Origin of the sequence: Arenicella sp. 4NH20-0111 (assembly GCF_040366405.1) — a bacterium.
GTDB lineage: Bacteria > Pseudomonadota > Gammaproteobacteria > Arenicellales > Arenicellaceae > Arenicella.
This window is the reverse complement of the sequence record NZ_BAABWF010000002.1, coordinates 1-24,885: the sequence shown is the minus strand read 5'-3', so window position 1 is coordinate 24,885 and position 24,885 is coordinate 1. Positions and strand designations below refer to the sequence as shown.

At 45.4% G+C, this 24,885-nt stretch carries 24 protein-coding genes; 12 read left to right on the top strand and 12 right to left on the bottom strand.

Features of this window, described 5'->3' with window-relative positions:
* Window positions 1–36: 36 nt before the first annotated feature.
* A complete protein-coding gene (locus ABWW54_RS04130; protein WP_353410451.1) occupies window positions 37–1,176 on the top strand; it encodes an alpha/beta hydrolase in 1,140 nt (379 codons plus the stop codon).
* A 444-nt stretch (window positions 1,177–1,620) separates the two neighbouring features.
* Complete coding sequence (locus ABWW54_RS04125) at window positions 1,621–2,349, top strand: hypothetical protein (RefSeq protein WP_353410449.1); 729 nt, start codon at window positions 1,621–1,623, stop codon at window positions 2,347–2,349.
* 114 nt (window positions 2,350–2,463) lie between these two features.
* Here the strand turns inward: ABWW54_RS04125 and ABWW54_RS04120 are convergent, their stop codons facing one another.
* The 6 genes from ABWW54_RS04120 to ABWW54_RS04095 all read right to left on the bottom strand — a co-directional run bounded on the left by ABWW54_RS04120 (window position 2,464) and on the right by ABWW54_RS04095 (window position 7,804).
* Window positions 2,464–3,339, bottom strand: a complete 876-nt coding sequence (locus tag ABWW54_RS04120) for a hypothetical protein (protein ID WP_353410447.1) — start codon at window positions 3,337–3,339, stop codon at window positions 2,464–2,466.
* 213 nt (window positions 3,340–3,552) lie between these two features.
* The gene (locus ABWW54_RS04115; protein WP_353410445.1) at window positions 3,553–4,662 is read right to left on the bottom strand and encodes an NAD-dependent epimerase/dehydratase family protein; all 1,110 of its coding nucleotides are present in this window, start codon (window positions 4,660–4,662) and stop codon (window positions 3,553–3,555) included.
* A gap of 108 nt (window positions 4,663–4,770) precedes the next feature.
* The gene (locus ABWW54_RS04110; RefSeq protein WP_353410443.1) at window positions 4,771–5,511 is read right to left on the bottom strand and encodes a LytR/AlgR family response regulator transcription factor; all 741 of its coding nucleotides are present in this window, start codon (window positions 5,509–5,511) and stop codon (window positions 4,771–4,773) included.
* A gap of 117 nt (window positions 5,512–5,628) precedes the next feature.
* Entirely contained in the window at window positions 5,629–6,453 is an 825-nt protein-coding gene (locus ABWW54_RS04105; RefSeq protein WP_353410441.1) for a class I SAM-dependent methyltransferase, read from the bottom strand.
* Between the two features lie 141 nt (window positions 6,454–6,594).
* Window positions 6,595–7,101 (bottom strand): hypothetical protein, encoded by a 507-nt coding sequence (locus ABWW54_RS04100; RefSeq protein WP_353410439.1) that lies wholly within the window; start codon window positions 7,099–7,101, stop codon window positions 6,595–6,597.
* Window positions 7,102–7,369: 268 nt separating this feature from the next.
* Window positions 7,370–7,804 carry an ankyrin repeat domain-containing protein gene (locus tag ABWW54_RS04095; RefSeq protein ID WP_353410437.1) on the bottom strand — a complete coding sequence of 145 codons (435 nt, stop codon included), beginning with the start codon at window positions 7,802–7,804 and terminating at the stop codon, window positions 7,370–7,372.
* Window positions 7,805–8,251: 447 nt separating this feature from the next.
* On the opposite strand from ABWW54_RS04095, the gene ABWW54_RS04090 reads away from it, so the two are divergent.
* The gene (locus ABWW54_RS04090) at window positions 8,252–8,977 is read left to right on the top strand and encodes a TIGR02466 family protein (protein WP_353410435.1); all 726 of its coding nucleotides are present in this window, start codon (window positions 8,252–8,254) and stop codon (window positions 8,975–8,977) included.
* Window positions 8,978–9,152: 175 nt separating this feature from the next.
* Here ABWW54_RS04090 and ABWW54_RS04085 read toward each other — a convergent pair whose 3' ends face one another.
* Both ABWW54_RS04085 and sigZ read right to left on the bottom strand, forming a co-directional pair.
* Window positions 9,153–9,866, bottom strand: coding sequence for a glutathione S-transferase family protein (locus ABWW54_RS04085; RefSeq protein WP_353410432.1), 714 nt, complete (start codon window positions 9,864–9,866; stop codon window positions 9,153–9,155).
* 66 nt (window positions 9,867–9,932) lie between these two features.
* Window positions 9,933–10,475 (bottom strand): RNA polymerase sigma factor SigZ, encoded by a 543-nt coding sequence (gene sigZ, locus ABWW54_RS04080; protein ID WP_353410430.1) that lies wholly within the window; start codon window positions 10,473–10,475, stop codon window positions 9,933–9,935.
* A 274-nt stretch (window positions 10,476–10,749) separates the two neighbouring features.
* On the opposite strand from sigZ, the gene ABWW54_RS04075 reads away from it, so the two are divergent.
* Both ABWW54_RS04075 and ABWW54_RS04070 read left to right on the top strand, forming a co-directional pair.
* Window positions 10,750–11,904: an acyltransferase family protein gene (locus ABWW54_RS04075; RefSeq protein ID WP_353410428.1), complete on the top strand. Its 1,155-nt coding sequence runs from the start codon at window positions 10,750–10,752 to the stop codon at window positions 11,902–11,904.
* A gap of 253 nt (window positions 11,905–12,157) precedes the next feature.
* Window positions 12,158–13,138 (top strand): Tle-like phospholipase domain-containing protein, encoded by a 981-nt coding sequence (locus ABWW54_RS04070; RefSeq protein ID WP_353410426.1) that lies wholly within the window; start codon window positions 12,158–12,160, stop codon window positions 13,136–13,138.
* Between the two features lie 48 nt (window positions 13,139–13,186).
* Here the strand turns inward: ABWW54_RS04070 and ABWW54_RS04065 are convergent, their stop codons facing one another.
* A complete protein-coding gene (locus ABWW54_RS04065; protein WP_353410424.1) occupies window positions 13,187–13,657 on the bottom strand; it encodes a DUF3224 domain-containing protein in 471 nt (156 codons plus the stop codon).
* A gap of 79 nt (window positions 13,658–13,736) precedes the next feature.
* Between ABWW54_RS04065 and ABWW54_RS04060 the strand changes: the two genes are divergently transcribed.
* Both ABWW54_RS04060 and ABWW54_RS04055 read left to right on the top strand, forming a co-directional pair.
* Window positions 13,737–14,549 carry a DUF6597 domain-containing transcriptional factor gene (locus ABWW54_RS04060; protein WP_353410422.1) on the top strand — a complete coding sequence of 271 codons (813 nt, stop codon included), beginning with the start codon at window positions 13,737–13,739 and terminating at the stop codon, window positions 14,547–14,549.
* A gap of 208 nt (window positions 14,550–14,757) precedes the next feature.
* Window positions 14,758–15,129, top strand: coding sequence for a DoxX family protein (locus tag ABWW54_RS04055; RefSeq protein ID WP_353410420.1), 372 nt, complete (start codon window positions 14,758–14,760; stop codon window positions 15,127–15,129).
* Window positions 15,130–15,316: 187 nt separating this feature from the next.
* Here ABWW54_RS04055 and ABWW54_RS04050 read toward each other — a convergent pair whose 3' ends face one another.
* From ABWW54_RS04050 to ABWW54_RS04040, 3 genes are all read right to left on the bottom strand, one after another.
* On the bottom strand, window positions 15,317–16,168 hold the full coding sequence (locus ABWW54_RS04050) for a M23 family metallopeptidase (RefSeq protein ID WP_353410418.1): 852 nt from the start codon (window positions 16,166–16,168) through the stop codon (window positions 15,317–15,319).
* A 239-nt stretch (window positions 16,169–16,407) separates the two neighbouring features.
* The gene (locus ABWW54_RS04045) at window positions 16,408–16,968 is read right to left on the bottom strand and encodes a GDYXXLXY domain-containing protein (protein WP_353410416.1); all 561 of its coding nucleotides are present in this window, start codon (window positions 16,966–16,968) and stop codon (window positions 16,408–16,410) included.
* Window positions 16,965–18,260, bottom strand: a complete 1,296-nt coding sequence (locus tag ABWW54_RS04040; RefSeq protein WP_353410414.1) for a DUF2157 domain-containing protein — start codon at window positions 18,258–18,260, stop codon at window positions 16,965–16,967. Before ABWW54_RS04040 ends, ABWW54_RS04045 begins: the two co-directional genes overlap by 4 nt.
* A gap of 468 nt (window positions 18,261–18,728) precedes the next feature.
* On the opposite strand from ABWW54_RS04040, the gene ABWW54_RS04035 reads away from it, so the two are divergent.
* The 5 genes from ABWW54_RS04035 to ABWW54_RS04015 all read left to right on the top strand — a co-directional run bounded on the left by ABWW54_RS04035 (window position 18,729) and on the right by ABWW54_RS04015 (window position 24,823).
* A complete protein-coding gene (locus ABWW54_RS04035) occupies window positions 18,729–21,815 on the top strand; it encodes an efflux RND transporter permease subunit (RefSeq protein WP_353410412.1) in 3,087 nt (1,028 codons plus the stop codon).
* A complete protein-coding gene (locus tag ABWW54_RS04030; protein ID WP_353410410.1) occupies window positions 21,812–23,053 on the top strand; it encodes an efflux RND transporter periplasmic adaptor subunit in 1,242 nt (413 codons plus the stop codon). The genes ABWW54_RS04035 and ABWW54_RS04030 overlap by 4 nt, the downstream gene beginning before the upstream one ends.
* A 588-nt stretch (window positions 23,054–23,641) precedes the next feature.
* Window positions 23,642–24,085 carry a hypothetical protein gene (locus ABWW54_RS04025; protein ID WP_353410408.1) on the top strand — a complete coding sequence of 148 codons (444 nt, stop codon included), beginning with the start codon at window positions 23,642–23,644 and terminating at the stop codon, window positions 24,083–24,085.
* Window positions 24,086–24,147: 62 nt separating this feature from the next.
* Window positions 24,148–24,486 carry a hypothetical protein gene (locus ABWW54_RS04020; RefSeq protein WP_353410406.1) on the top strand — a complete coding sequence of 113 codons (339 nt, stop codon included), beginning with the start codon at window positions 24,148–24,150 and terminating at the stop codon, window positions 24,484–24,486.
* 115 nt (window positions 24,487–24,601) lie between these two features.
* Window positions 24,602–24,823, top strand: a complete 222-nt coding sequence (locus ABWW54_RS04015; protein WP_353410404.1) for a hypothetical protein — start codon at window positions 24,602–24,604, stop codon at window positions 24,821–24,823.
* Window positions 24,824–24,885: the final 62 nt, after the last annotated feature.

Here is a 24,885-nt window from a genome sequence, read left to right as displayed (position 1 = left end):
AACACCACTTAAACCACACAACGTATAGGCACAGTCATGCAGAGATCCGATACCTTAATTCACCTTATCTTGGCATCCACACTAATTTTATCCTGTTCAGCTACTTGGGCTTCAGACAGCACTGCCGACCTGCTACCTAGACAAAAAGACAGACCACTTGAGAACATTGACGGTGTCGACTCCTATTACGGTTCCGTCGAAGTTGAACCCGGTGTCCGCCTACGAACATTGATTTCCAAGCCCAAGGGAATCAAAGAACCCTTGCACCCGATTCTATTCACTCAATGGGTTTCGTGTGGCTCAATAGAACTGAAAGAGGGAGATGGAGGAAAGCTAGGAATGATCATGAGAGAGTCAGGCCTTGCACTGATTCGTGTAGATCGCGCTGGGGCTGGAGACAGCCAAGGACCAAGCTGTGACAAGCTAGACTATGATACCGAACTGGCGCACTACGTCTCAGCATTTGAAAACCTACTTAACGACAAACGCATTGATTCCTCTAAAGTGTATCTAATGGGAGAAAGCCTGGGCTCCACCACTGCGCCGCTGATTGCAAATAGCTTACAGGAAAAAGGCTACAACGTTGACGCAGTGATCGTGCAAGGAGGCGGCGCTCTCACACATTTAGAGCGCATGATTCATTTCGATCGTATTTATTTAGAACGTCGTCCAGATGAAGTAACACCAAGTCAAATTCATTCTCAAATGACCCAGAGGATCATCTTTCATACAGAGTATTTGGCTAAAGGAAGGCACCCGGATGAGGTCGCAAAAGACAGCGCAAACATGTTGGCCGTTCGCAATGACGTTCGCGGCTTAGATAAAGACAACCATTATGGACGCCCTTTTGAATGGCACCAGCAGGCGGCCAAGCAAAATTTTCTCGCCGCGTGGGAATCACTTAATTCGAAGGTGTTGGTTATCTACAATGAATTCGATCAATTCGAAACGCGTCACGGGCATAAGCTCATTATTGATACCGTTAACCGAAGGTTACCCAACAGCGGTACCTTTATGGTGCAAAAGGGACTGGGGCACAGCAGTTGGCAATACAAAAACACTGAAGCCGCTTACGCCTACCAAGACGGATCTTCAGCGGTGAACGATACCGCGAAAGTAATTGTTGCATGGTTAAAATCAATAGATAAAAAATCCAAACTAGATCTGACACATTAAAGAATTAAGTCTCAATGTTTGTCATTAGGTGTCAGTTTTTTCCCCGGAACAACCATTTTTCAGTACATCAATAAATTGTCTTTGACCATTGCTTACCTGACTTTTCAGCTTGCTTGGAGATCAACAACTCGCGTAGATGTTAGCTCGCAAGCGCATGGTGATTTGTTGATGATGATGTGGTTTCGCTTAACAAAGAAAGCGCTACCACTATTGTCGTTGCTCGAGTTCCGTTTTTGCGTAAAACAATCGAGACCAATAAGGTCGTCCTTTGCCTATTTTAGCCCCTAGTACACGATTATCTGTAATCTGATGTAATACCAACCTAACTGAAAATCAGTCAATCTTGCTTTGCCCGCTGCACTAAAAAACTCAACGGCATACGTTAAGTTAACTGAGCTATTGAAAACTCAGATATTTACGTCATACGAAAATAACGGAGAATCTATGGTATTTCAAATTAAGAGCATTACGTTAGTCACTGCGTTTCTGGTGTCATTGATTAGCTCTAGCGTTGCTATCGCGCAGGATTCTGCGGTTGGCGTCTGTAGCAATAACGACTATGCGCTTTGCTCACATGCGCAGTGTCAGTGCATTGATGATGATGGAAAACCTGGCGCATGCACAGAAGACGGTTTGGCGCAGTGTGAATGCCCTGTCGTCCGGCATCAAGACAATATCGAAAACAGTCTTGATAAGGCTACTTATAACTCGAATTATGGGGTATTGCGAAGCTGCGATGAACGGGCAAATCCACAGTTAACAAACGTGTTACCAAACTTTGCGAATGATGGCACAGTCGCGCCGGATGTTTATTCCGAGTACTCATACGGCGATAGCCTGAATGGCAGACAATTTGGAACGAAAAGTTCTGCAAAGCTAATGATATGTCCAGATCTGCCATTAATGACAGACTGTCTGGACGCACCCTGCACCATTGACGATAACGGCGTCGCCACTTGTTATTGCATTAATACACAGCTGACCATCAATCAGAAAATCATTCCTTGGAATACGGTTGGTGGCGGCTGTCAACCACAAAACTGCGACCTTGGTGGCACCAAAGTATGGTCAGCCGCTTACGTTCAGGGTACGCAAATAGCGATTGATGCGATTCAGAAAAATCTCTCAGAGTTAGGCCAATCTTTCGTGAGTGAACCGAGCTATTGTAACTAAGGAAACGCCGCATGCACGACAGTTCGCGTTGAATCTCTTACTATTTTAGGTATTGCCAAATGACGGTTCGAATTATCTTTTAGAGTTCCTCGAGTCCAATCTGACTAATCGTCCCTAGTCGAAAACGAGATCTTTAACGTTCCCTGCTTTAGACATTTTCACAATAACAATCTTTCCCAACTCATCATTCAAAGATAATTGACTCGCGCCGTTTTCATCGTCGTCCGCCAACCACTTTGACAACTTGATACTCGGCTCTCGCTCGCTGTATTCCTCTGGCGCTCTGACTGCGCCATTCCCCCATCCTGAATCAGTCTTAGCTCGCTTAAGAGCGGAAAACGCCGAGTTGTAGTACTTTTCGAACTCAACAAGTTCATCTAAGTCTGACGACTTCAAGGCATCCACAAGGAGAGATAGTTCAACTTCCGAAACACTCTCTTTGAGCTTTTGCGCAAACTGGTATGTGTGAGTCGGTCGGTAGCTCATTCTAATCGGAGCGTACTCACTGACAGGACGCGGCGCTGGCTTTACTCGCTCCTTATTTTCAACGTACGCCGCCGCCTTTTCTTCGTAGGCTTCCACAGGGTTGGTTTCGATGATTTTAGCTAACCTAGCCCCTTTTACGTCATCCCATTCTTTTTTTGACACTGCCGCTGGTGTAATTCCCTGCTCCTGAGCCATATCAGACAGACAGTTAGCGTGACAATGCTGAAAATAGTCTTTAACTGTCGGGTTTAAGGATAAATAGGCCTCGATCTTTGCCATGCCAGATTTACCTGAATACCCAGCACCAAATGGGGGCTTCGCCTCGACATAGTGCCGCAACGAGCGAAAAGGCTCGCCGTTCTCATCTTTTAGCTTCTTCCAACCTTCTGCTCGGCAAAAACGCCCCAATGCGTCAGCAAACTCTTCAATTTTCCCACCCTGCATGATTGTTTGGTGATGAGAGTCCACATTGGATTCCGGTATAACTTGGTCTTGCTCGCTCATAGTAATTTAGTGGCCGTCGAAAGAGAAAAATCGCACTCGATGAATTAGAACTTGATAGGCTGCGGATCATAACGCCTGATTAAACGCCCATCAAATACTTTAATCCAGTTTCAGGCTAAATCCACAGATCGAATCCTATCCTAAAATGTGTCGTTCTTGTGCCAGAAATGCCGATCAAAATTCCGACGGGTTCGACTTTAGTCAATAAAACTATCACGCCCGTTTATTCGACCACTTTTCAATAATTTCTTGTTCCTTTATCGCCGAAATGGTTGCCGTTTCAGGTTTCCCAAAAACGAAATCATCGTTAGGATTCCGCGCTTTATAACCTTTAAGCTGATCGTCCAACAATTCACTCAAGGGCCGATTAACAAGCCCAGCATCAATGGCTCGCTGTACGCTAAACCTATAGCGCCCTGGCGGTGTGGCTCTCATCAATGTCACGTTATGTTCAAGTAAGAATTCTTGAGGTATCCAATGCAACTTGACCTCGCTTTTGAGTTCACTAACAATTTCTTCGATGAAGTCTCTAAATAGAAACGGCGGATACGCTACGTTGAATGGGCCATTAATCTTGCTAATCCCACAATGAACCATGAACCTCGCTAAGCTAACCATATCCGTCACTTGATAATGGACAATATCAGAAGGCAACACCAAGTGTTCACCTCGCGCCACTTTCACTTGCCAATACGGCTCGTGTCGCGACGCAGTGCTTGGAAAACCCCGCATTCCATGAGATCGAAAAAATACAGTTTTATCGGGCATTATTCTTTGTAAAATTTGCTCAGAAAAAGTCTTTCGAATTGCATACCGATTAGGACTGACAATCGGTTCTGAATTTCCAGGAAGCGGATTTAATGGCTCACTCTCATCAATGCCAATTCGATCCCATTTATCGTAAACCGAGACCGTCGAAACGTATTGATATTGATCAACACGATTAGCCAGCAAATTAGCCGTGTCTTGCACTGCCTTTGAAGACCCCTGCCAAGTATCGACCACCCAATCCCAATGTTGGTCACCGTTTATCAAATTCGACAACCCTCTTCCGTCCACCGATTCTCGATCACCCACGATTCGAGGTAGGTCTGGAAACAAGTGGGGATTAGTTTTCCCTCGATTGAACAAGGTTACCGTATGGCCTTGGTTGATCAATTCATTAACCAATACAGGTCCGAAGAATCCGGTACCGCCCAACACAAGCACGTTGGCACCCTGCTTGTTTCGGACCCTCTGATGGTTGTCACCATGACTAGAGACAATCGGGCTTACGGTTGCGCTTATTGCGGAAGCTGTCTTGATAAATGTTCGTCGGTTCATATTGCGGTATATCGATTGGTTGTTAATCTTTCTATCGCAACTATAATTTCGCTCAAACCCCTCTTTCTACTTGCTTGGGACGAAACGAGTCAGATTTGTGACGAACCGTCAGATGCCCAACGTTGCCTTTACATCACTCTTATACGTAGAACCAACTTTGACCAATTCACCAGTTACCAGTTCTAGCTCAAGTTTGCCCCGTTCTATGCGATGACTCGACGTTATTGCATGTACGTTGACAATACTAGATCGGTTAACTCTCAGAAACAGCTGTTCTCCTAGTGTCACGTGCAGATCCTTGATGGTGCTTCTCACAATCAACTGTTTGTCACCAAAATGCACGCATACGTAGTTTCCTGCAGCTTCAATCCAGTCTATATCAGCAATGGTTAGCCAATGAGCGCTCTTCCCATCGTATAGCTTAACCTTCGTCGGCTCATCCTCGGTGTTAGCAGCACGATCTCGTGCAACAAAAAACGTCATCCCCATCCAAAACACACTGAATACAAACAGATATTGGAACCAACGTTTGCTGTAAAAGTGCGCGAAGTCTTGCCAAAATGGCCGGCTGGCCGACCCTTGAATAAAGTCCACGCTGACAATGATCAACACCTGTAAGATTCCGCTGACGACGGCAATGATGGCCATGATCATCAGTAAGGGTAAGCTAAACGTTGTTATGTCTAATTGTTTTCCAACGTAGTGGTAAATTAATGAAAAAATAACAAACCAGACAAACCAATCGCGAAAACTCCAGCGAACCGAATTCCACAAAGTTTGATCAAAATAGTAATAGAAATGAACGGATTGCATGACACTTAACAACACCCACGCGGTGACCACGAACATTAAAGGCTTCTGATTATGGAAAATTGCACTCTTTAGCATCCTTTAAGGTTACCAGAAGAGGCCAATCGGAAATAATGAGATTTGATCGAGCGAGATACGCCTAGTCCTCATTTAATACTATCGAGATACCTCAGACGATACTTTGCCAAATTTATAGATGAAACGACTGGTTTTACCTCTGATATTAGGATCAAAGACAAGCAAGCTAAGATCATCATCCGGATTGTGCAAATAAAACGCCTCTTCTAGCAGCTCAAAACCCGCATCCGCTAAATGGTGTTTTACAATGTCTGGATCAATTCGGTGCAAGTCGTTGGCCGCCTGATACCCTGAACCAGGCTTTGCGAAATGATCCGTTATTATTAACCGCCCATCGTCTTTTAAAAGCGCTTTGATCCTCTTTAATGCTTTATCGTGATCGACTGGAGCTTGGCGCATGACCTCAACTTCCCCTTTGCGAACACGATGTGTGAAGAAAAAATCATGATAGTTGATTCCCATAAAAGCCACATCCACACTGCCGGCATCGAGTTGTATTTCAGTAATATCAACCTCATCGAGACGACTGACATTCTTTAGACGGTCATTCATTGTTCTCCTTACTAACTCTTTATGACCAAACCGCCACGTCAACGAATCATTATGGGCGATTACCGAGCCTTTTGCTCCGACCGCCATCGAAAACAACTCCGTATACCAACCACCTCCGGCGTACAAATCGAGTATGGTATCCGCATCCGCTACCTCAGAGAACCTTAATATTTTGGACGGCCTACGATCAGCGTCACGCTCAGCATCACCCTCGTATCGAAGCGGGCTTTGCATCAGTTCGACAAATTGACGTTCTGTAAGCGGTCCGTTGGTAGAATCGGACGCTCTTATTGTTGAAACGCAAGCTAAGTAACCCACTACCATTAAGTAAAAACAGTGACGAGACGCCATGAAACAACCCTGATAATTGAATATTAGAGTCGAAGCCTAACGCAATTCACAAAGATCGAGAGTTTCTATCGACAGACCAAGGATGAGCGTCGACAAAGCTGACAAATAAGGCCAAACAGCTGCCGAATCGGTTACCTTTAACTAAAAGGTAACCGATACTGTTTGCTCCTTAGACGTGTGGCACTGGCCTATTCCTCCGCCGTCGATGCCAACATCAGGATTCGAAAACTGGAACTTGCATTTCATTGTGCTACCTCGATTACCCAGCAATAATGCGGATGTCCGTGATGACACAGTGGTTGAATCCTTTAGAACCAGAGAGTCATCATCTGACGACTCACCAATAATCCAATCGTCGCCAGATTTAGATGACGAACTTTGAACAAATTTTCCTGAATAAAGTTCGCCATCGGGCATCGAAATCTCAAGCTTACCGTCGTTCTCAAACGCCGATTGTTCATAGCTAAAGCGTACTGCCTTACCATCACTGACACCATCAATTGACCCAGTGCTAACGCAGCCCGAAAGAACAAACATGGTCATAGCTAAAATGAACAATCCCTTCACTCTAAGGGCAAGCGACCTAAACATCGCGTTCAACGAGGGCTGGAAAATTGTCAATTGACTGACGCTCGATTTTTCTTTCATTTGTGTTTCACCTTAATATCCGTGATTGATGAGAATTCAGGCTCCTCACTTCAAGGAGTTATGTACGCTAAACGCCATGAAGAGCCAATCGTTCGATAAATCTTAGCCAACAGCATCCACTAAGTCTGTTGCACATCTGAGACGGTTTGTAGCGGGTTTGTGACCTGACAATCCATGCAGTCGCTTCCCTTTATTCACAGAGCAACGCTGATTCAATCAGTGATACAGCAAGCCCGCCTTCTGTTAACAACGATTCCAACGACGAAAGTTAATCGAGTGTCTTAAGGTATACATAGACTTCCTTCTGTTGGTACTTACGCGCGTAACTTAGGGCCGTTCGCAGCTGATTGTTGACGAAATCATGATCAGCGCCAGCCTGTATTAACGCTTTCACCATGTCTAAGCGGCCGTATTTTGCGCCATACATTAACGGGGTCTTCCCAGCACACGCCTTCTCAATATCAGCGCCTTGATCCATTAAGGCATTGAAAATTTTCTTAGAGTTTCCCTTTATCGTGAGTGCTAACAGCGTGTATTTAGAGTTCCCTGCCTCATAGCAAGCGTCGACCGTCTTTGAAGAAACGAGGTTTGTCACTTTGTCTGCGTCATCGACGCGAAAGGCTGTCTTAATTTGTTCTGGTAGCGGCTGGGCCCCAGCGAGAGGTACGATAAAAAGGAGAAGCATAAAATGTAGGTTTCGCATAGGTATCATTTTGGCTAGTTTTTATTTTAAGTGCGCAAGGCAAGCACCCGATAGCATCATCGAGGCAAGTCACTGGGTATGCGAGAAAGTGCAAGACTGCGTTAATCCAACGATTCTCGAAAAACCATTATAGGTCGCCAAGCTGTACCGAAACTGAACCAGAGCGGCATGAAGCGCTGGCCAAGGCCATCAAATGATTCTACGAAAATCTCACATTCGACATTCAAATAAATAAGATACTGAGCAACATCCCGCACATTGGTTTTAATCCTCAAACCATTCTTACTCTGATCGTGATAAAGTGCCTCTGTCGGTTCAAACACCCGCCGGAAAATCCGCGTTAACCTATGCGATTAACCACAGACACGGCGCTTTTTTACCATGTATTTTGAGAGTGGTTTGAACATCTAATTACAAGAAAAATCATAATGAAAATGTAGGCAGAGAGTGAAAAAAACAGACTTTGATGCAATCGCATCCGCAGCGCAAACGTCCCTATCCGAAGGTGCATTTGCGACAACCATCGTAACCGCCCAAATGCCAAATGAGCAGGAGATTAACAGCCAACTAAAGGCCGCAGTCCTCGCGCATATGGAGGAAAACAAGGGCGTAGATAGATCAAATCTCAATGGCTGGCAGTCTGATCCAGATATGCTTAAGGGTGGCTGGGGCGGAGAAGCAACGGTTGCCATCGCTCAATTAGCTGTGGCTACTTGCAATCGATTTTCGATGGATTTGAAAGCGTCTGATCAACCACGCTTTGAATGGACCGCTGATGTTTGGGCCAACGTTTCCGGCAAAGGTGCGTCTAATAACTGGCACGTTCACCCACAGGCATTTTGGTCAGCCGTCTATTACGTTGACGACGGCTATGAGGATAACAATAACTCGGACGCCGGTGGCGAGCTCGTATTTCAAGACCCTAGATACCCCATGAACAGCATGTTTTCCAGTGAGCTTGTATTTCGTTCACCAGATGGAAAACCCCAGCGTCATACTGCGTCATTCAAACCAAAAAATGGCATGCTAATCGCCTTTCCATCTTGGCTCTATCACAAGGTTGAACCATACCTTGGTGATCGACAAAGAATATCATTGGCCATTAATATGACCGTGCTGCCAGCGCGATCACCAGCCAAGCCAGCGAACGAAAATCGCAAACAATGGCGCTAACAATATCAAACACGGTTTCACGAATACGTTAATCGAATATTCGGCTCAGAGTCTTTCAAAAAAAAGGAGGATCTAGCCGACGTTCGAGCACGTTATTAAACCGTGCTCTACAGTTTTTGAAGCAAAAAATATTGCCTAAGATGCCCTGATCTCCGAAGGATCAGGGTTGTATTTACTAGCCACAGCATTTTGGATGACAGACCGGGTTATCCGCATTGCATCCCTCTTTTTCATCACATTTCTTACTACCCAAATATGAACTTTGGGACAAATAGAAATCAGTAAACCGTTGCGTAAAATCAGAAGAGACAGATTTTTCCGCCAAGCCTGTGTCAAGCAACGCTGACTGCCACTCTTTAACTTTCGGATACGCTTGAATAAAGTCATAGCAGGTGAACTGATTAATAATGTCAGCCCGGTGCAGCAATGGCAGCCACGCTAAATCCACGTTGCTCAACGAGTCACCTTTAAAAAATGGGCCGTCGCCTAATTTCTTCTCAACTCTATCTAAGACTGTATTCAACTTATCAGACCGTTGCATCAGTGTGTCTCTGTCCGCACTTCGTTGCGCGCTGCATTGCGTCAAATAGTGCTTACTAGCCTGATAACTCCAGGCCCGATCAATCGCACGTTGCTCAGGACTGACTTCAGACTCCAACGGCTGAGAAACTTCATCAATGTATTCTACAATGGCGTTCGACTCAAACAACGGTATCCCCGCCTCCGATACCAACACAGGCACTTGTCCATTGGGTGATATATCTAGAAACCATTGTGGCTTTTTACTAAGCTCAATGAACTCAATTTGATAGGGAATCTTTTTGGCTTCGAGAAGAGCCGTGACGCGTTGAACGAATGGACAAATTTTAAAACTGATGATTTTGATCATAATGGATACCTAATAGTTAATGTCTGTATCCGTAAGACGCCACTTTTTTAAAAAGACGAAAAATAATCAACAATTAGAGCATTTACCTTTCTTTTTTTCGTACGATAGAATGTTGCCTCGAGCATCAAGAGAAAAGTGACAGCATTCTTCAAACAGCTTACGAAGATCACTTCGCGCCTTTTGAACACGTGATTTCAAGGTTGAGTAGCTGATGCCTAGCTCGGCAGCGTACTCTTTTTGAGACCTTCCGTTAATGTCAATATCGGTAAGCAACATCGCTGACTCGGCTGGCAACGCTTGAATAAAAGGCGCCACACAGTTCTCTAAATCCAGCATTTCCTCAGAATTACTATCCAGAAAAAACGGCCCAGACGCTTCCGCCAAACGCGCCTTATTGCTCTTTCGATAGTGATCAATAATCGTGTTGTTAGCGGTTTGAAACAACCATGCTTTAACGCTCGATTTAGACCTCAAGGTATGGTGTTTTTCATAAATCTTGATCATAACAGCCTGCAAAAGGTCGTCGACTTCGTCTGCGTCAGACACTCTAGAATGTAAAAACGCCTTAACGTTTGCACGATACGCCAGCCAAATTTCTTCAAAGCTCATAAATACCCTCTGCTCTGAGTAGTGTACTTACTCATGATTCTGGCGCTTACTTTAACGCTTACAAGACTGAACGAAAAGATAAGGTCCTAGAAACATCAAAGTCATGCCCTCGTCGTACATAACATGGTCTCTTCAATTTTTGTAACAGAAGTACGACTGCGATGTGTACAAATAAATGAGTTAGTCGTTCAAGTTCTGTCGTTAACGGGTTCTTGAACGACACCCGTACGTCTCCTTGATTATGATCTACAGCCTCAGTTCAATAGGGTTTTAGATGAAAAATTCTCGATGGTTGGCGTTGGACAGTACACGTGGCTTAGCTGTACTAGGAATGGTCTTAGTGGTCAGCCCTGGTTCGTGGGGACACCGTTTATCTTGGCTAGATCATGCCGCTTGGAATGGGTGGACACCCGCAGACATGGTCATGCCATTGTTTCTATTTTGCGTTGGCCTGGCGCTTGGTATGAAAGCCTCATCGCAACATTTTGATGGGTTTGATTTATCTAAGGTATTTATCCGAACGCTAGCACTATTCGGTATTGGTTTAGGGTTAAACTGGATTGAAGCTGGAAGCATTAGCACCATCAGACTTCCCGGCATCTTGCAACGCATTGCGCTTTGTTACTTTTTAGCCGCTCTGACCTTACACACTCTACATAAACCGAGAAGTTCTGGGCTTACCATTGCCACAGTATTGATGTTGCTTTGTGGATTGAATTACTTCCTCATGAACGGCGCCGCTTACGCATCCGCTCCCTCCGGCGAACTCACTTATAAGGATAACTTAGCCGCACTCATAGACCGCACTGTATTTGGTGTCCAACACTTATGGGTCTGGGGCAGAGATGAATCTGGAAACGTAGTTTATGATCCTGATGGTCTCTTATCATCGATTTTCGCCACCGCCAATGTGCTATCTGGGGTACTCGTATTTACCCTAAAGAAGAAGCTGCTGATTGCAGAGAGACCCAAACACTATTGGCTTACACTAATATTATTAGCGATTTCCCTGTACTTGCTGGCACAGAGGCTGGACTCTCACGGCATTCTGATCAATAAAAAACTATGGAGCTTGAGCTTCACCCTATTGAGCATCTCATGTTGCATAGGCGCCTTATTGATTTTTGAACTCATTCATTTCAGCAACACTGGTTCTGCATTGATCGCCAAAACAAACCTTCTAAGTGTGTTTGGTACGAACGCCATATTGGCCTTTATTTTATCAACATTGATGCTCATCTATTCTGGAGCACCGCTAATTACTCATGCAACGGAAAGAATCGGAATACAAACCTTTGTCTTCAACAAGGTTAATAGCGTCATCACCGAACCTTACACCGCGTCACTATTTTGCGCGGGCTTAGTTTGTTTTTCTCTCTATTTAGCGCTGCTGCCGTTTTACAAAAACAAGATCTTTATTCGACTGTGAGACCCCTCATAGGCAAATGGCATAATGCAAGACCGCTAACCGCCATTTTGTTAAACGATCTCGGAATGGTTCACCGAATGGTTCGCCGAATGGTTCACGCTGGGGTAAGCATATAAGGTTGACGATTGTAGTGGATGAGAGATTCGCCACTCAGGCTTCACTACAGTAACATGAACTGAGCTGCTTTTTATTGACGTCAAAAAAAGCATCGCGGAAAGCATCACACCAAGGACCCCAACTCGGAGAACGAGCCATGAACATAATGTCGCCATTGACGATGATTACCAATTTGGTCACAAGCAACCCCATCGGCAGTACCGTACTATTCGCCTTGATTATTTGGATAACCGCGGTTCGCTTCTATAACGTTCGAAGTTTAGAGTACGGGGATATTCGCATCACTGGAGCCGTAGAGTCGCTAGCGAGAGTCAGTTCCAGCCCCATGAATACTGATCTTGCAAAGGCTTACCACTATGCGGTCTTAAGCGCTGAAGTCTATGGACAAACGGACGAAAATGGCCGCCCTCATCGGAGCTGGGATACGCAAAAGTGTGCGCACGACAATGTGTATCAACAATGGTCTACGTTGTCACTTCCAAATAATTTTCCAAGTCGACCCGTGGGAGAAACCGGAAACCAAGCAAAATTAGACTCTGCTCTTAAGTACGCCGTTTGGTACAGAGAAACAAACCAAACAGACGTCGAGGTGGTTCTTGCATTCGCCGGAACTAATGGTGTCGGGGACATCTGGAGTAACCTTCATTGGGTGTCTCGCTTTTGGCCAGGTGGATGGAACCAGTACGATCTGGCCGCAACCGTGGGCCCAGCGCTTGAAAAATACGTAACCACTGAACGATTTAAAGACAAAGCTAATATCAAAATCATCACCACGGGCCACTCATTAGGCGGCGGCTTAGCCCATATAGCCGCTTATGCTAGCGAAAATATCAAACGTATTTATGCCTTTGATAGCTCCAGCGTGACTGGGTTCTATGACGTCGACAAACCAATTAGAGATGCAAGCAAAACAGGAATGCGGATCTATCGTATTCATGAACGAGGCGAAGTATTAGGGTACCTTAGGGCGTTCATGCGCGTGTTTTACCCTACCGTCGAAAAGAACCCAGCGATCATTGACGCAACCATCAATTTCGACGGTGGACTGCCGATAGGCCAACACAGCATCGAAAACCTGGCCTGTGCACTGGTCGAGAATTCTACTGATTCTAACTGACCGCCAATTCTCTACAGAGCGGCTCGGTCTAATTCAAGATATTAAGTGCTAATCTTCAAACCGAATTGACAAGTCAAAGTCCACCGACATGGCGTGACCGCTCTCATAACTGCCCTTGCCGCTCAACCCAATCAACTCACCGGTTTGTGAACCATCAATGATGACAAATGAAGAAGAAACACGACCGTTTGAGAAGGTGCCTTGATGAGTCATTGATATGGTACCAACTTTACCCTCTACATTGCCGCTGAAATGTTCGATGCCGGTAAAGTAAGCCGCCCCGGAATTATCATAGGCCATAAGGTAGTCCAACTCGCCGTCGCCGCTTAGCAAGCCCGAGTAGGTCTTTTTAACAGTTGCTCTGGAAAATTTTGCACCATCATTAAATTCTAAATAAGGTGATTCATCCCACGAAGTTATATTGAATGTGTTTTTCATCTCTACGTTCTCGTTTGCCAAAATACCGCTTAAGAACAATAGTAAACTTATCGCCGCCGGCATCATGATGCTATTCTGCATGATTGAATGTAATTCGTTTTTACCGATAGTAGCGATATTGCCACCCACCGTATTGTAAAAACGCGACAGACTTGAATAAATGAGCCATAAAGAACCATTTACCCGAGGCGTTCTGTACTCCAAACACAGTGCGCTGAAGTACAAATTGACTCGAATGCGCCCTACAGGTCATTTATCAAGGTTCATCGAAACGTACTGGTTTGTCTCTTGGGACTTGCCGCCTAAGCAACCACATAGTCAACAAAACATTCCAGACCCTTGTCTGAACCTAGTCTTTGAAAAAGGAAAGTCTCGTATTGTCGGTGCTGTAACAAAACGCTTTCAGGTAGAGCTTGTCGATAGCGGAGAAATTTTTGGCATAAAATTTCGGCCCGGCGGGTTTTATCCTTTTACTCACTCTTCAATCGATAAGTACACTGACGCATCGATTGAATTCAACGTGTTATTTGGCAATCAGGCAAACGCTTGGGTTAGTTCTGTCATTGCAAGCAGCGACATGAGGTCGAAAGTGACCATCTGCGAAGAGTTTTTAAGCCGTCGACTGGACGGAACTAAACATAGTGTTGAGTTGATCGAGCACATCATTGGTATCGTAAAAAACAACAGCTTAATCACAAAAGTAGAACAGTTGGTCGACGAGACTGGGATAAGTCATCGAAGCATGCAAAGGCTGTTCAAAGAACACGTCGGAGTCAGCCCTAAGTGGATTATTCGTAAGCACCGAATTCAAGAGGTGCTTAGTCGTCTAGAGCAAGGCGAACATAACTGGCAATTTCTTGTTCACCACTTAGACTATTTTGATCAAGCGCACTTCATTAAAGAATTTAAACAGCTTGTTGGCGTAACGCCATCCACTTACATCGACAACCTTCAACGTAACCAGCAAAAGTAAACCGTTCGTGCGCATCATTTGCGTAGCCTCGCGAGTTGACATCATTAAACGCCTCACCAATACTGATCTTAGGCTTAAGTAGCTCGAAAGCCCATCTGTTTTATTTTTTAACTAATTAACACAGCGATTCGGTCAATCAGCCTGGTGGTGCCAAATGGCACTTTTCGGAATAATGACCAACCTCTCGCTCATTACAAAGGAGAATGAAATGCAGTTTTTAAACAAGTTTTCAGACCAAAGTTACGCCGCGTTCAGAATTGTCGTAGGCTTTCTATTTTTATGTCACGGCACGCAAAAACTGTTCGGATTTCCGATCGAGTTCCCATACCCGCTAAACCCGATGAGCACGGCCGCCGGTGTCATTGAACTGGCTGCAGGGGCACTGATTATGATCGGCTTTTACTCAAGATTCGCCGCCTTTTTAGCCAGCGGAACCATGGCCGTGGCCTATTGGATGGTGCATGGATTAAACAGCCCATTTCCCATCGCAAACGGTGGAGAAATTTCCGCATTCTACTGCTTTGCCTTTTTGTACATTGCAACCAAAGGCCCCGGAATTTGGAGCCTGAATACAAAATAGCTCACCAGTAAAATAATCATTGATGGAATGGTCGCATTCCATCAATGGCGGTATATTCTGTCTCACAAGACAAACATAAAAGGCACAGATAACTCCTCAAGTGAGATAAGAGTCATGGTCTATTGACAGCATCAAATTCCATTGACATCAATCTGTTCTCTTAAGTTATCAAACGCCTCCCGCGATGCTAAAGAGACTTTAGAGCCAATCCTTCTCTTGGGCAGGATAGTACACCACGCGCCGTCTTCCAATTTACCAACACCGATGAATGTTCTTTGGCTTTAGTTGTTGTGAGTACCGAAAAATGTAAATGAGGCCCACTCGAGTAGCCAGTGTTACCAGAAAGCGCAATTATCTGGCCAGCCTTTACAACGTCGCCGATCTGAACTTTAACCCCCATGGTTTTTAAATGATGATAATCCCCTAAGGTGCCATCCTCATGTTCAATGGTCACAAAATTTCCTTTGTCGTAATGCAACGTCGAGGTTCCCCCCGAGTTTGAAAGTTCGTACAAATCAACGACTCTACCTCCTCGAGCCGCCATGATCGGTGTGCCAATTCGCATCGCGAAATCAATTGCGTACCGATTAGCCTTGTCTTTATGCGAACCTAACGTTGAGCAAGATTGACTAACGTAGTGCGTTGTCCCCGTTTTGTATGGCAATTGATATAAGGCATCTTCGCTGTGCAACGCCAAAGCGTTACCGCGAAGCGATTCGTAAGAATACTGATAACTCGAGTCTTGGTATTTATCAACAATACCAATTTCACCGTAGAACGTGTCTGAATTAGCTTTAGCCACAAACACAGTTGGAGCGCTAGCAAGCACACTCATATTGACTAATTTAAGGTCAAACCAAAGCGTCATGTCAAAGGCTCGATTGTTGAGCACCCTTACTTGCAGCTTTTCATCGCGGTTTTGGGTATAAACGCAAAGCGGTTCATCAAGCGCAACACAGCCGTCGAGATCCTGTGCTTGAGCCACACAGGAGAAAGCACTAACCCAAAATATAAGTGCACAAATTGTTTTGACTGACATAAATTTTTAGGTTTAAGGTGTCCATCGAGGAATAAGCGTGACTCACGCTAACGCAGTAAGCACGTAGCATTCAGACGCATGATTCCATGCAAAAATACGACCTTAGCATCTTCACATTCACATTTCGATAAACTTGTACGACATATCCCGTCGAACCGCCCTTTCCAACTTACCAGTCTTGAACGTATCTATGGTCTCAAGCCCAAACTATAAAATTAACTCTTTTCGTTAACTTGCCATTATTTTTCATCTAGAAAATCATGAATAGTTTGTCCATCTACGTACAGTTCTGAAATCACACCGCGACCTTGATTTATAAATACTTGTGCCGTTATCAAGCGTTCTTCGCCCAAGTTTCGAGTGTTGAAGACAACATTTTCAATATTGGGAGCTTTGGACTCTTCGGCGTAGTAGCGATCAAATGGAAAGTTAATTCGGTACAACTTATTACTATAAACGGTCGTCTTAACCTTTATGTAGTCGCCGCTTTGCGGAGGCGCGCCCGTTACCGCAACGACCTTTGCCAAACCGTCTTCTCCGACGGCGATGCTCGCAAAGGCAAAACGCTGCTTCTTGGGTATTGACTCTATTCCTGGCATTGGTATTACACGGTCACGTGTATTTTCTTCGTCAAAGCCAAGTCGAACGTAACGCCCTCTGAACGGATCAGCAGGGTCAACAGGCCGCACTTTGAATCGATACTCGGTACCTTTACTCAATGTGTCTTCGTAACTATAGATAATGCTGGCAGGCACGGCTAATTGCACCAGACACACCAAAACGACTAACGCAATCTTCATGCTACCCTCCTACGAGCTTGCCAAACGTTCATTCCAATTAACGTAATCCCCATTGCGATAAACGCGATGCCTCTCGCAATAAAGGTCAAATCTTGATCGAAAAAGCGCGAACTCAACAATGCCATTAGCAACAACAATCCAAGGTTTAACTGGCTGGTACTGTCTCCGGAAATTCCCATGTAAACAAACCAAATACCAATACCAACCACAATAGCGTTCATCAAAAGCGCCATTAAAATAGGATTAACAAACCCATCAGGTAAGGCAATTACCACCGTCAAAACCGCAACCACACTGCCGAGTGGCAATACTCGACGATCATTACGCTGAATGGCCAACGCCAACAGTGAAAGCGCTGCAGCCACTAAAAACCACTCAAAAGCCAGACTGTGCCAAGCTGATGTGACCACCTCAGCGTGTCCGATAACATCGTGAGACAGCAATTCTCGCCAGACGTCATCGTAGGTCAAAATTAATGCGTTAACGCACATTGCCACGGCACCGATATTGGTAAAAGGCTTCAATCTAAAGACCGCTATCGGTTCTAACCGAGCTCCACCTAAATACATCACGGCCGCACCGGATGCCATGCTGAGAAAGGAAAATTGAACAATGCTTTGATCAAATATGACGAACGGCGTGGCAATCGCGAAGGCCAACGCGAATACCCAGCCAAATTGTAGGCTTCGGCGCCCCGAGCCCTTGTGTAATTCTAATGCGTAATAGGGTGCCAAAGCGAACAAACACAACCAATAAGGAGACTGGTAATTTATCATCAAGCTCGCACCCAAGACCACCATCATCAAGGCCATTAGATGCGCTCGCAACCAGTATACAAATGGCAAAGCCAATACAAACCACCATGTAAAAAAGGACTGCGTATCGTCACTTATATGATACGTTTGGCCAATAATACTGATAGACGCTGGTATGCAACAAAACAAAAATGCGCCCGCTGTTTCGCACCATGCTGGGCTATTTTTTCTGGCGAATATGCAATAAACCGCAAGTGCCTGAGAAAGCAACAGGGGCGTGAATGCTAAGACCACCCTCATGCCTCGACCAAACTGTTCCCAATTGTGCGCAAAAATCAATATGATCCCGCCACCGACTAATAGGCCACCAAACGCAGCTAGAATAATACTGATCAAAGAACCTGACGTGGTTTTATCCGCGACAGAATCCAGTTGATAATGCTCAACCAATCGACGCTCGCTCTGGGCATCAATGATTTCCTTTTGCCGCAGCTCTGGCAGTTGCTTTTTGAGCCAGCCAAGATGATCACTGTTCATACACATTCTCGATAAACGTTTTTATACATCCTAAGTCAAAAACCATCAACGCAACAAATTCTCTTTGATTGGTACCGTTTGATAGCACTCTAGTCGCGCCTTGATTGTACTTTAGACTGAATTGGCAAATTATTTTTGTGCTAACAAAATCTAATTTCAATCTGATCGTCGTTAGAATCAGAATCAGTCGCTGACCTCAATTCTGACTTCAACGAGGCTGTGTAAGCCGTTTTCAAGGCTGAGTAGCGACATTGTCAGTGCGCTAAGTGTGGCCTCTAAACGCTCCAGACTCTTCGGCTTAACACGTCGTAGGCGAGCGGAAAATTCATATCTCAAAAAATTATTTTTGCCGTTACGGCGTTTTCGCTGCGACTATTTAGCAATGCCTAGCATCTAAAGACCTATTAGCGTCACTCATTCTCTTTAGAGAATTCTGGCGAACAGCCGTCACTAGATTACTGAGCACACATGAACATTACTCGCTTTTTTGTAAAGAACCCCGCGATTACAATTGCGTTGATTTGCCTGCTTGTCGTGCTGGGCGCGGTTTCGCTGAATAAACTACCCATACAACTGTTTCCCAGTATCGATCGCCCTGTTTTGGGTGTTCAAGTATCTTGGAGAGCAGCCAGTCCAAGGGAAATAGAAAGTGAAATAGTCGAACCCATTGAACGAGAGCTTCGCGGCATTTCTGGAATGACCGACTTGGTTTCGTTTTCAAATTCAGGTAGCGCGTTCATCAATCTTGAGTTCGCTTTAGGCACGGACATGGATCAGACTTTCACTGAAGTTTCGAGTCGCCTGCAACGGGTCCGAGGGTTACCCGCCGATGCAGAACGACCTCAAATTTTCAGAAACGGGGGCGGTGGCTCAGCACAATCCTTGATCTTTTTGTTTGTGCAACGCACCGCCAACTCGAGTATTTCACCCGATGAACTAGAGAGCTTCATCGAAAACAACATCATGCCCGAATTTGAAGGCATATCGGGTGTCGGTGGTATTGACCTAAATCGCAACGGCGGAGAACACATTGTATCCGTTGAATTTGACCCCTTTCTTGCGGCGCAGCTAGGTCTCTCTATTGAAACGATCATTTCTAACATCAATCGGTCCAATGACGTCAGCGGGGGATCAGTGGGAGTTGGTCGTCGTGATTTCACGCTTCGCTTTGAAGGTCGATATCAAGCAGATCAACTGGAAGACACCATTTTAACTTGGAGAAATAACGCTCCAGTACGTCTAGGCGACGTCGCCAAGGTAACCGTTGGCCCCGATGAGGCTCGCGGTGTGGTGTATCAAAATGGTAACCCCGCACTGGGTATGCGATTAATTCGTGAACCAGGAAGCAACACCTTACAAGCAATCGACGATGTGCTTGTAAAGCTGAACGAGCTAAACGAAACCCTGATTCCAGTATACGGAATAACACTTGAAAAGAGCTTTGACCCCTCCGTTTTCATAAAACGAGCCGTCACTTTACTGACAAGCAATATGGGTGTCGGTGTGCTGCTTGCCGTAGGCTGTTTGTGGTTGTTTGTAAGGCGACTGAGAGCCACTCTTTTAATCGCGTCGGCCATCCCCGTCTGCCTTCTGGCCACATTTATTGTCCTTAATATTTTTGGTCGAAGCATCAATGTTATCTCTTTGGCAGGCTTAGCTTTCGCAACCGGAATGGTGTTAGACGCGGCCATTGTGATGCTCGAAAGCTTTGTTCGTAAGATTGAACAAGGAGAAAGCTCAATCGATGCGGCGCTACAGTCCGTGCAACAAATTGGGGGAGCTTTGCTGGCGTCCACCATCACCACCATCGTTATCTTCGTACCGATTGTTTTTTTCGAAGACGTGGAAGGCCAGCTATTCGCCGACTTGGCGCTCACCATCGCTATCGCCGTTGCCTTCAGTTTCATGGTCGCCATGTTTCTGTTGCCAGCCGGTGCCGCCCACTTGATTCGGCATCGCACGCAAAGCTCCGCTGACCAAAATAGCCGTTGGATCGAATTGACCGCTAAACTTATGTCACTTACCGACACGGCCAAAAAGCGAACCATTTGGATAACGAGCCTAACCTTGATTCCATTACTGGTGGGTTGGTTGCTGTGGCCACAACTTAATTACCTACCGCCCGTAAAGCGTGATGCGGTCGATGCCTTTATATCGTTCCCATCAGGAGCAAGCACTTCGGTAGTGCGAGAAGAATTTGCAGAAGTGGTTGTTGAACGACTCGATCCCTACCTTAAAGGTGAAAAGGAACCCGCTTTGAAAAACTATTACCTGTTCACCGGCAGTCGAGGCGGCAACATTGGTATTCGCGTAAAGGACCAGTCTCGTGTAGATGAGATGGTGGAAATAACCAACAACGAAATCTTGGCTAACATCCCCGACACGCGCGGTTTCGCTCGGCAAGGCAGCTTGTTTGGCCGTTTTGGTGGCGGCGCAAGCATTACCATAAACCTGCAATCGGCTGATTTTGATAAGCTAAATATTGCCGCACTGGACGTCGCCGATCTGATTAAGAACAACCTAACGGGCGGCCGCGTAAACCTTTCGCCTGACCCTCAAGTAGTTCAACCAGAATATCGCCTATTACCGGATGACAGAAGACTGGCCGAAGTTGGCATGACGCGAGAATCATTGGCGCGGGCAATACGCGCCTACGGCGATGGCTTGTGGCTAGGCGAATTTTTTCATGAAGACACGAGGCTGGATATATTGCTGCGGACCGAACAATGGACCACGCCAGAACAACTTAAAACGATGCCGGTGGTAACGCCATCTGGCGCGATAATACCCTTTGGAGATTTGGCCGATATTCAGCGCGGAGTAGGCCCTAGCCAAGTTTTCCGTTTGAACGCAAAACGAACCATAGCCTTAAATATAGACGCCCCCGAAGGAATGCCCCTGGGTCAGACCGTGGAGATATTACGCTCACTCGAACCTCAGATTCGCGCCATTGCGCCACCAGACGTCAGTATTTTGTACGGCGGCGACGCCGACTCGCTATCACGAGCAATCAGTAATTTGAGTGGTAATTTTGCCTTAGCAATCCTACTCCTATTTTTGGTGATGGCCGCTCTATTTAAGTCCGCCAAAGACGCCACCCTAGTATTGATATCGCTGCCAATGGCAGCCGTAGGCGGAATTGTCGCGGTGCGGGTCGTTGACCTAATTACCCCTACCCCGCTCGATTTACTGGGAATGATCGGGTTTATTATTCTTTTAGGCCTGGTGGTCAACAACGCCATATTATTGGTCTCAGAAACACGCAGACGCGAAGGTTTGGGTGACAGTAAATCAGTGGCCGTACAACGCGCATTGGAAACACGAATACGCCCGATCTTGATGTCCACACTCACATCCCTAATGGGCATGTTACCGCTGGTGATAGCGCCGGGCGAAGGCAGTGCAATTTATAAGGGCCTTGCCAGCGTGATTGTTGGCGGCATGACAATTTCAACACTCTTTACCTTGGTTCTGCTCCCCTGCCTTTTACGGCTAGAGGGGTTTAAACGAAAAACCAATAACCCAATAAATGCCGAATTGATGGAACAGGTATGAACAACACAGACTTTGAAAGCGACGTAAACGTGGATCTCGATCATGATACTGATGAGCAAACCGCATTTTACGACAACGACAACACTCAAGCGATCGACCTAGAACAGCGTAGCAAGACGAAGTTAATTGCTGGCAGCGCTGGGCTACTCGCGCTTCTTGCTGCATTGACCAGTTATCAGCTCGGATGGCTCGGTAATTCTCAAAGCGTGTCACAAGATGCCGGCTCGACACCACCGGCAACGGTGGTGAGCACATCGCTGTCGCAGAAAACGCTCATGGCACCCAGCACCACACTGCCTGGCACGGTGGTTAGCCTACGCGATGCCGTGATCGCTTCAGAAACCTCAGGCAAAGTGATCTCCGTGGCACTCATTGGCGAATCACTTGAGGCCGGTGAACCACTTGCCGTCATTGATTCCAATAATGCAACTCAATTGGTTGAGCAGCGCAAAGCTGAACTGGCTCGGTTAAAGAGTCTCAACCAATACCACAAAGATTATTTTGCCAGAGTCAGTGACGACGACGAGCAACTCGGAATTCCAGAAATTGCCATCGCCGAATTGCGCTCCAATATGGAAACGGCACGTGCCGATGTGGCTCGAGCCGAGTCAGCGCTGAAGGCAGCGCAAATTGACCTCGAAAGAACAACAATCCGAGCGCCATTTGCTGGGCGCGTGGTTAGCCAATCAATACAACCAGGCGAGTACGCCCAAATTGGCAACGCCATTGCCAGACTTGTGGACACCAAATCCTTAGAAGTAAGCGCCCAAGTGCCAGCGGCTCTGGTTCAACCTTTAACCAGCGGCACAAAGTTGGAAATAAGCGGCTTAGGTAAATCTGTCTCCGCGCCACTGCGAGCACTTGTGCCAGTGGGTAACGAGGTCAGTAGAACAATGGAACTTCGTGTCGGTCTTCCCAATGCCGATTTCTTAGTGGGGTCTCCGGTGCGAGTAACACTGCCCACAGCCGAAGAGAGAGAAGTGGTGGCCATTCACAGAGACGCCGTCGTGCTGCGCTCAAATAGCCAGTATGTGTTCTTAGTAGACGAACAACGTAAAGCACATAAAAAGATCGTTGAACTTGGCTATGCACAAGACGACATGATTGAAGTCATTGGCGACATTCCAGCAAATGCCACGGTCATTGTTCGAGGCGGTGAACGACTGCGCGATGGGCAGACCGTTACCTGGGAAACACCCGCGTCTGACCCCATACTGGTATCTAAATTATCTCGCTAAACACGACGTTTAATGCAGAAATAAACCGAGAAACTGCTTAAAGAGGTTGTCAAAGACGCTATCGACGCCCTGTTAAAGGCCCTGTATTAGACTAAACGGGGTCTTTAACTTGTGACTGCCCGCTACCAAAAGAAGCTAAACATAAGACAACACCCCATAGCCAGTTACTTTGCGGGTTTTTATAAACATTGGATTCGGTGGCGACGCTATTCTTCAATCGCTCCTCGGTTTACGTGATCTTCTATTGCCACCGCGTAGCATGGATGTCCAGCTCCCCCGTCCTCTACCTTTCCAGCCATCAGATTCGCTCTTTGAATCAGTTGATACGCACAATAACTATCGCATACAATGAAAAAGAGGCAATTACTAGGACTGTCCGTATAATGGAGAAAGGGAAATTATTTAAAAATCAAACACTTAGAGCTAACAGTATACTTTTCAATCACTTTTTCCCGCCGCATTTGTGAAAGTTAGAGCCAGAAATAAGTAAATAAATTCAAAAACTTAAACGGTTCGAGTGTATTACTCGGACAAAAAATACTAGGACACCGTGTCCGAAAAGAAAACTGTTAAGCTTCTCGGAGAGTTATGGACAATATTCAACTACAGAGTAAAACCAAAGCGCTTAAAGGAAGTGTTGAGGCGTACTGGTTTGAAAACGAAAATATTGGCTTAGAAAATACGCAGTTTCATCGTATAAGTATTCCTTTAGAGCCTTTCGATTCAGGCTTAGATTTCGAAGAACAACCTGTGAAAACCGAAATAACATTGGACTGGTATAAGTTGGGTATTTCATCACCAGATGACTTAGATGGCCTGAATTTGAAGCACGAGTCATATCCTGATGCAGAAGGTTCAATATATATTGGTACTGCTCATAATTGGTGTGACGTTAAAAAGTTAGAAATTTCCAAGAATGAAGATGCTAGCTTTTGCGTAGTTGGCGAAATTTATGTCGAATTCGAAAATGAAGGTGTGGCAAAAAACGAGACTTTTAAATTTGAAACCAGCATTGAATTTTCCAAAGCTTAACAAGCGGCTCAAACCGACCTCCACTCCGTTCCGGCTGTTTAGCCGGGCGTTATGCGCATTAAATGAACTCACTACCCAAAATTATTAAAGGTGTCTCAATTTTAGCGGTATTTGGTTCAAGCCTTTGGGTGGCTGGTCTTGCATATCTTGCAAAAGACTTCACCAAAAATTCTATTCAAAAAATAGAAGCGCAAGAAATAAGTGTTACTTTGGCAACTGGAGTAGTTGCATATAATTGGTATGTTCTTATTGTTTTGTCATTATTATATTTAGTGACAGCATTATTACTTTGGAAAAGAAAAATAAACTCAATACTCTGTGTAGTGATCGCGTTGTCTTTTGTTATTTCAACTTTGGCGTTAAATACTATGGTGGTTTCATCAGGGTTTGAGCTTCAATGAAAATCACGCATAACAAGTTTGCCAAGTTCACTTCGTTCGTTCCACTCACTGCGCGGGACGTCGCGCCAACGCGCCGCCCCTTGCAAAGGCGTTATGAGTACAAAGAAACCATCTTATGAATGAAAAAATAGCTAGTGAATTAATAGACCAAATTAGTGTAAGTAATAGAAAATACAGCATGATTGTTCATGAAATAAAACAATCTGGAGGTTGGGATGATTGTGGCTTTGAAAAAGATAAACTATTACAAATGATGGCGCTAAGCTTTGATATTTTAGATACTCTTGGTCAAAAATATCCGCAATTTAAACTTGATGAAAATGGAACGGAACATTAACCATCCTCATAACAAGAGACTATGGTCTCAATTCAACAGAACCTTCTAAATAAAACGCATTG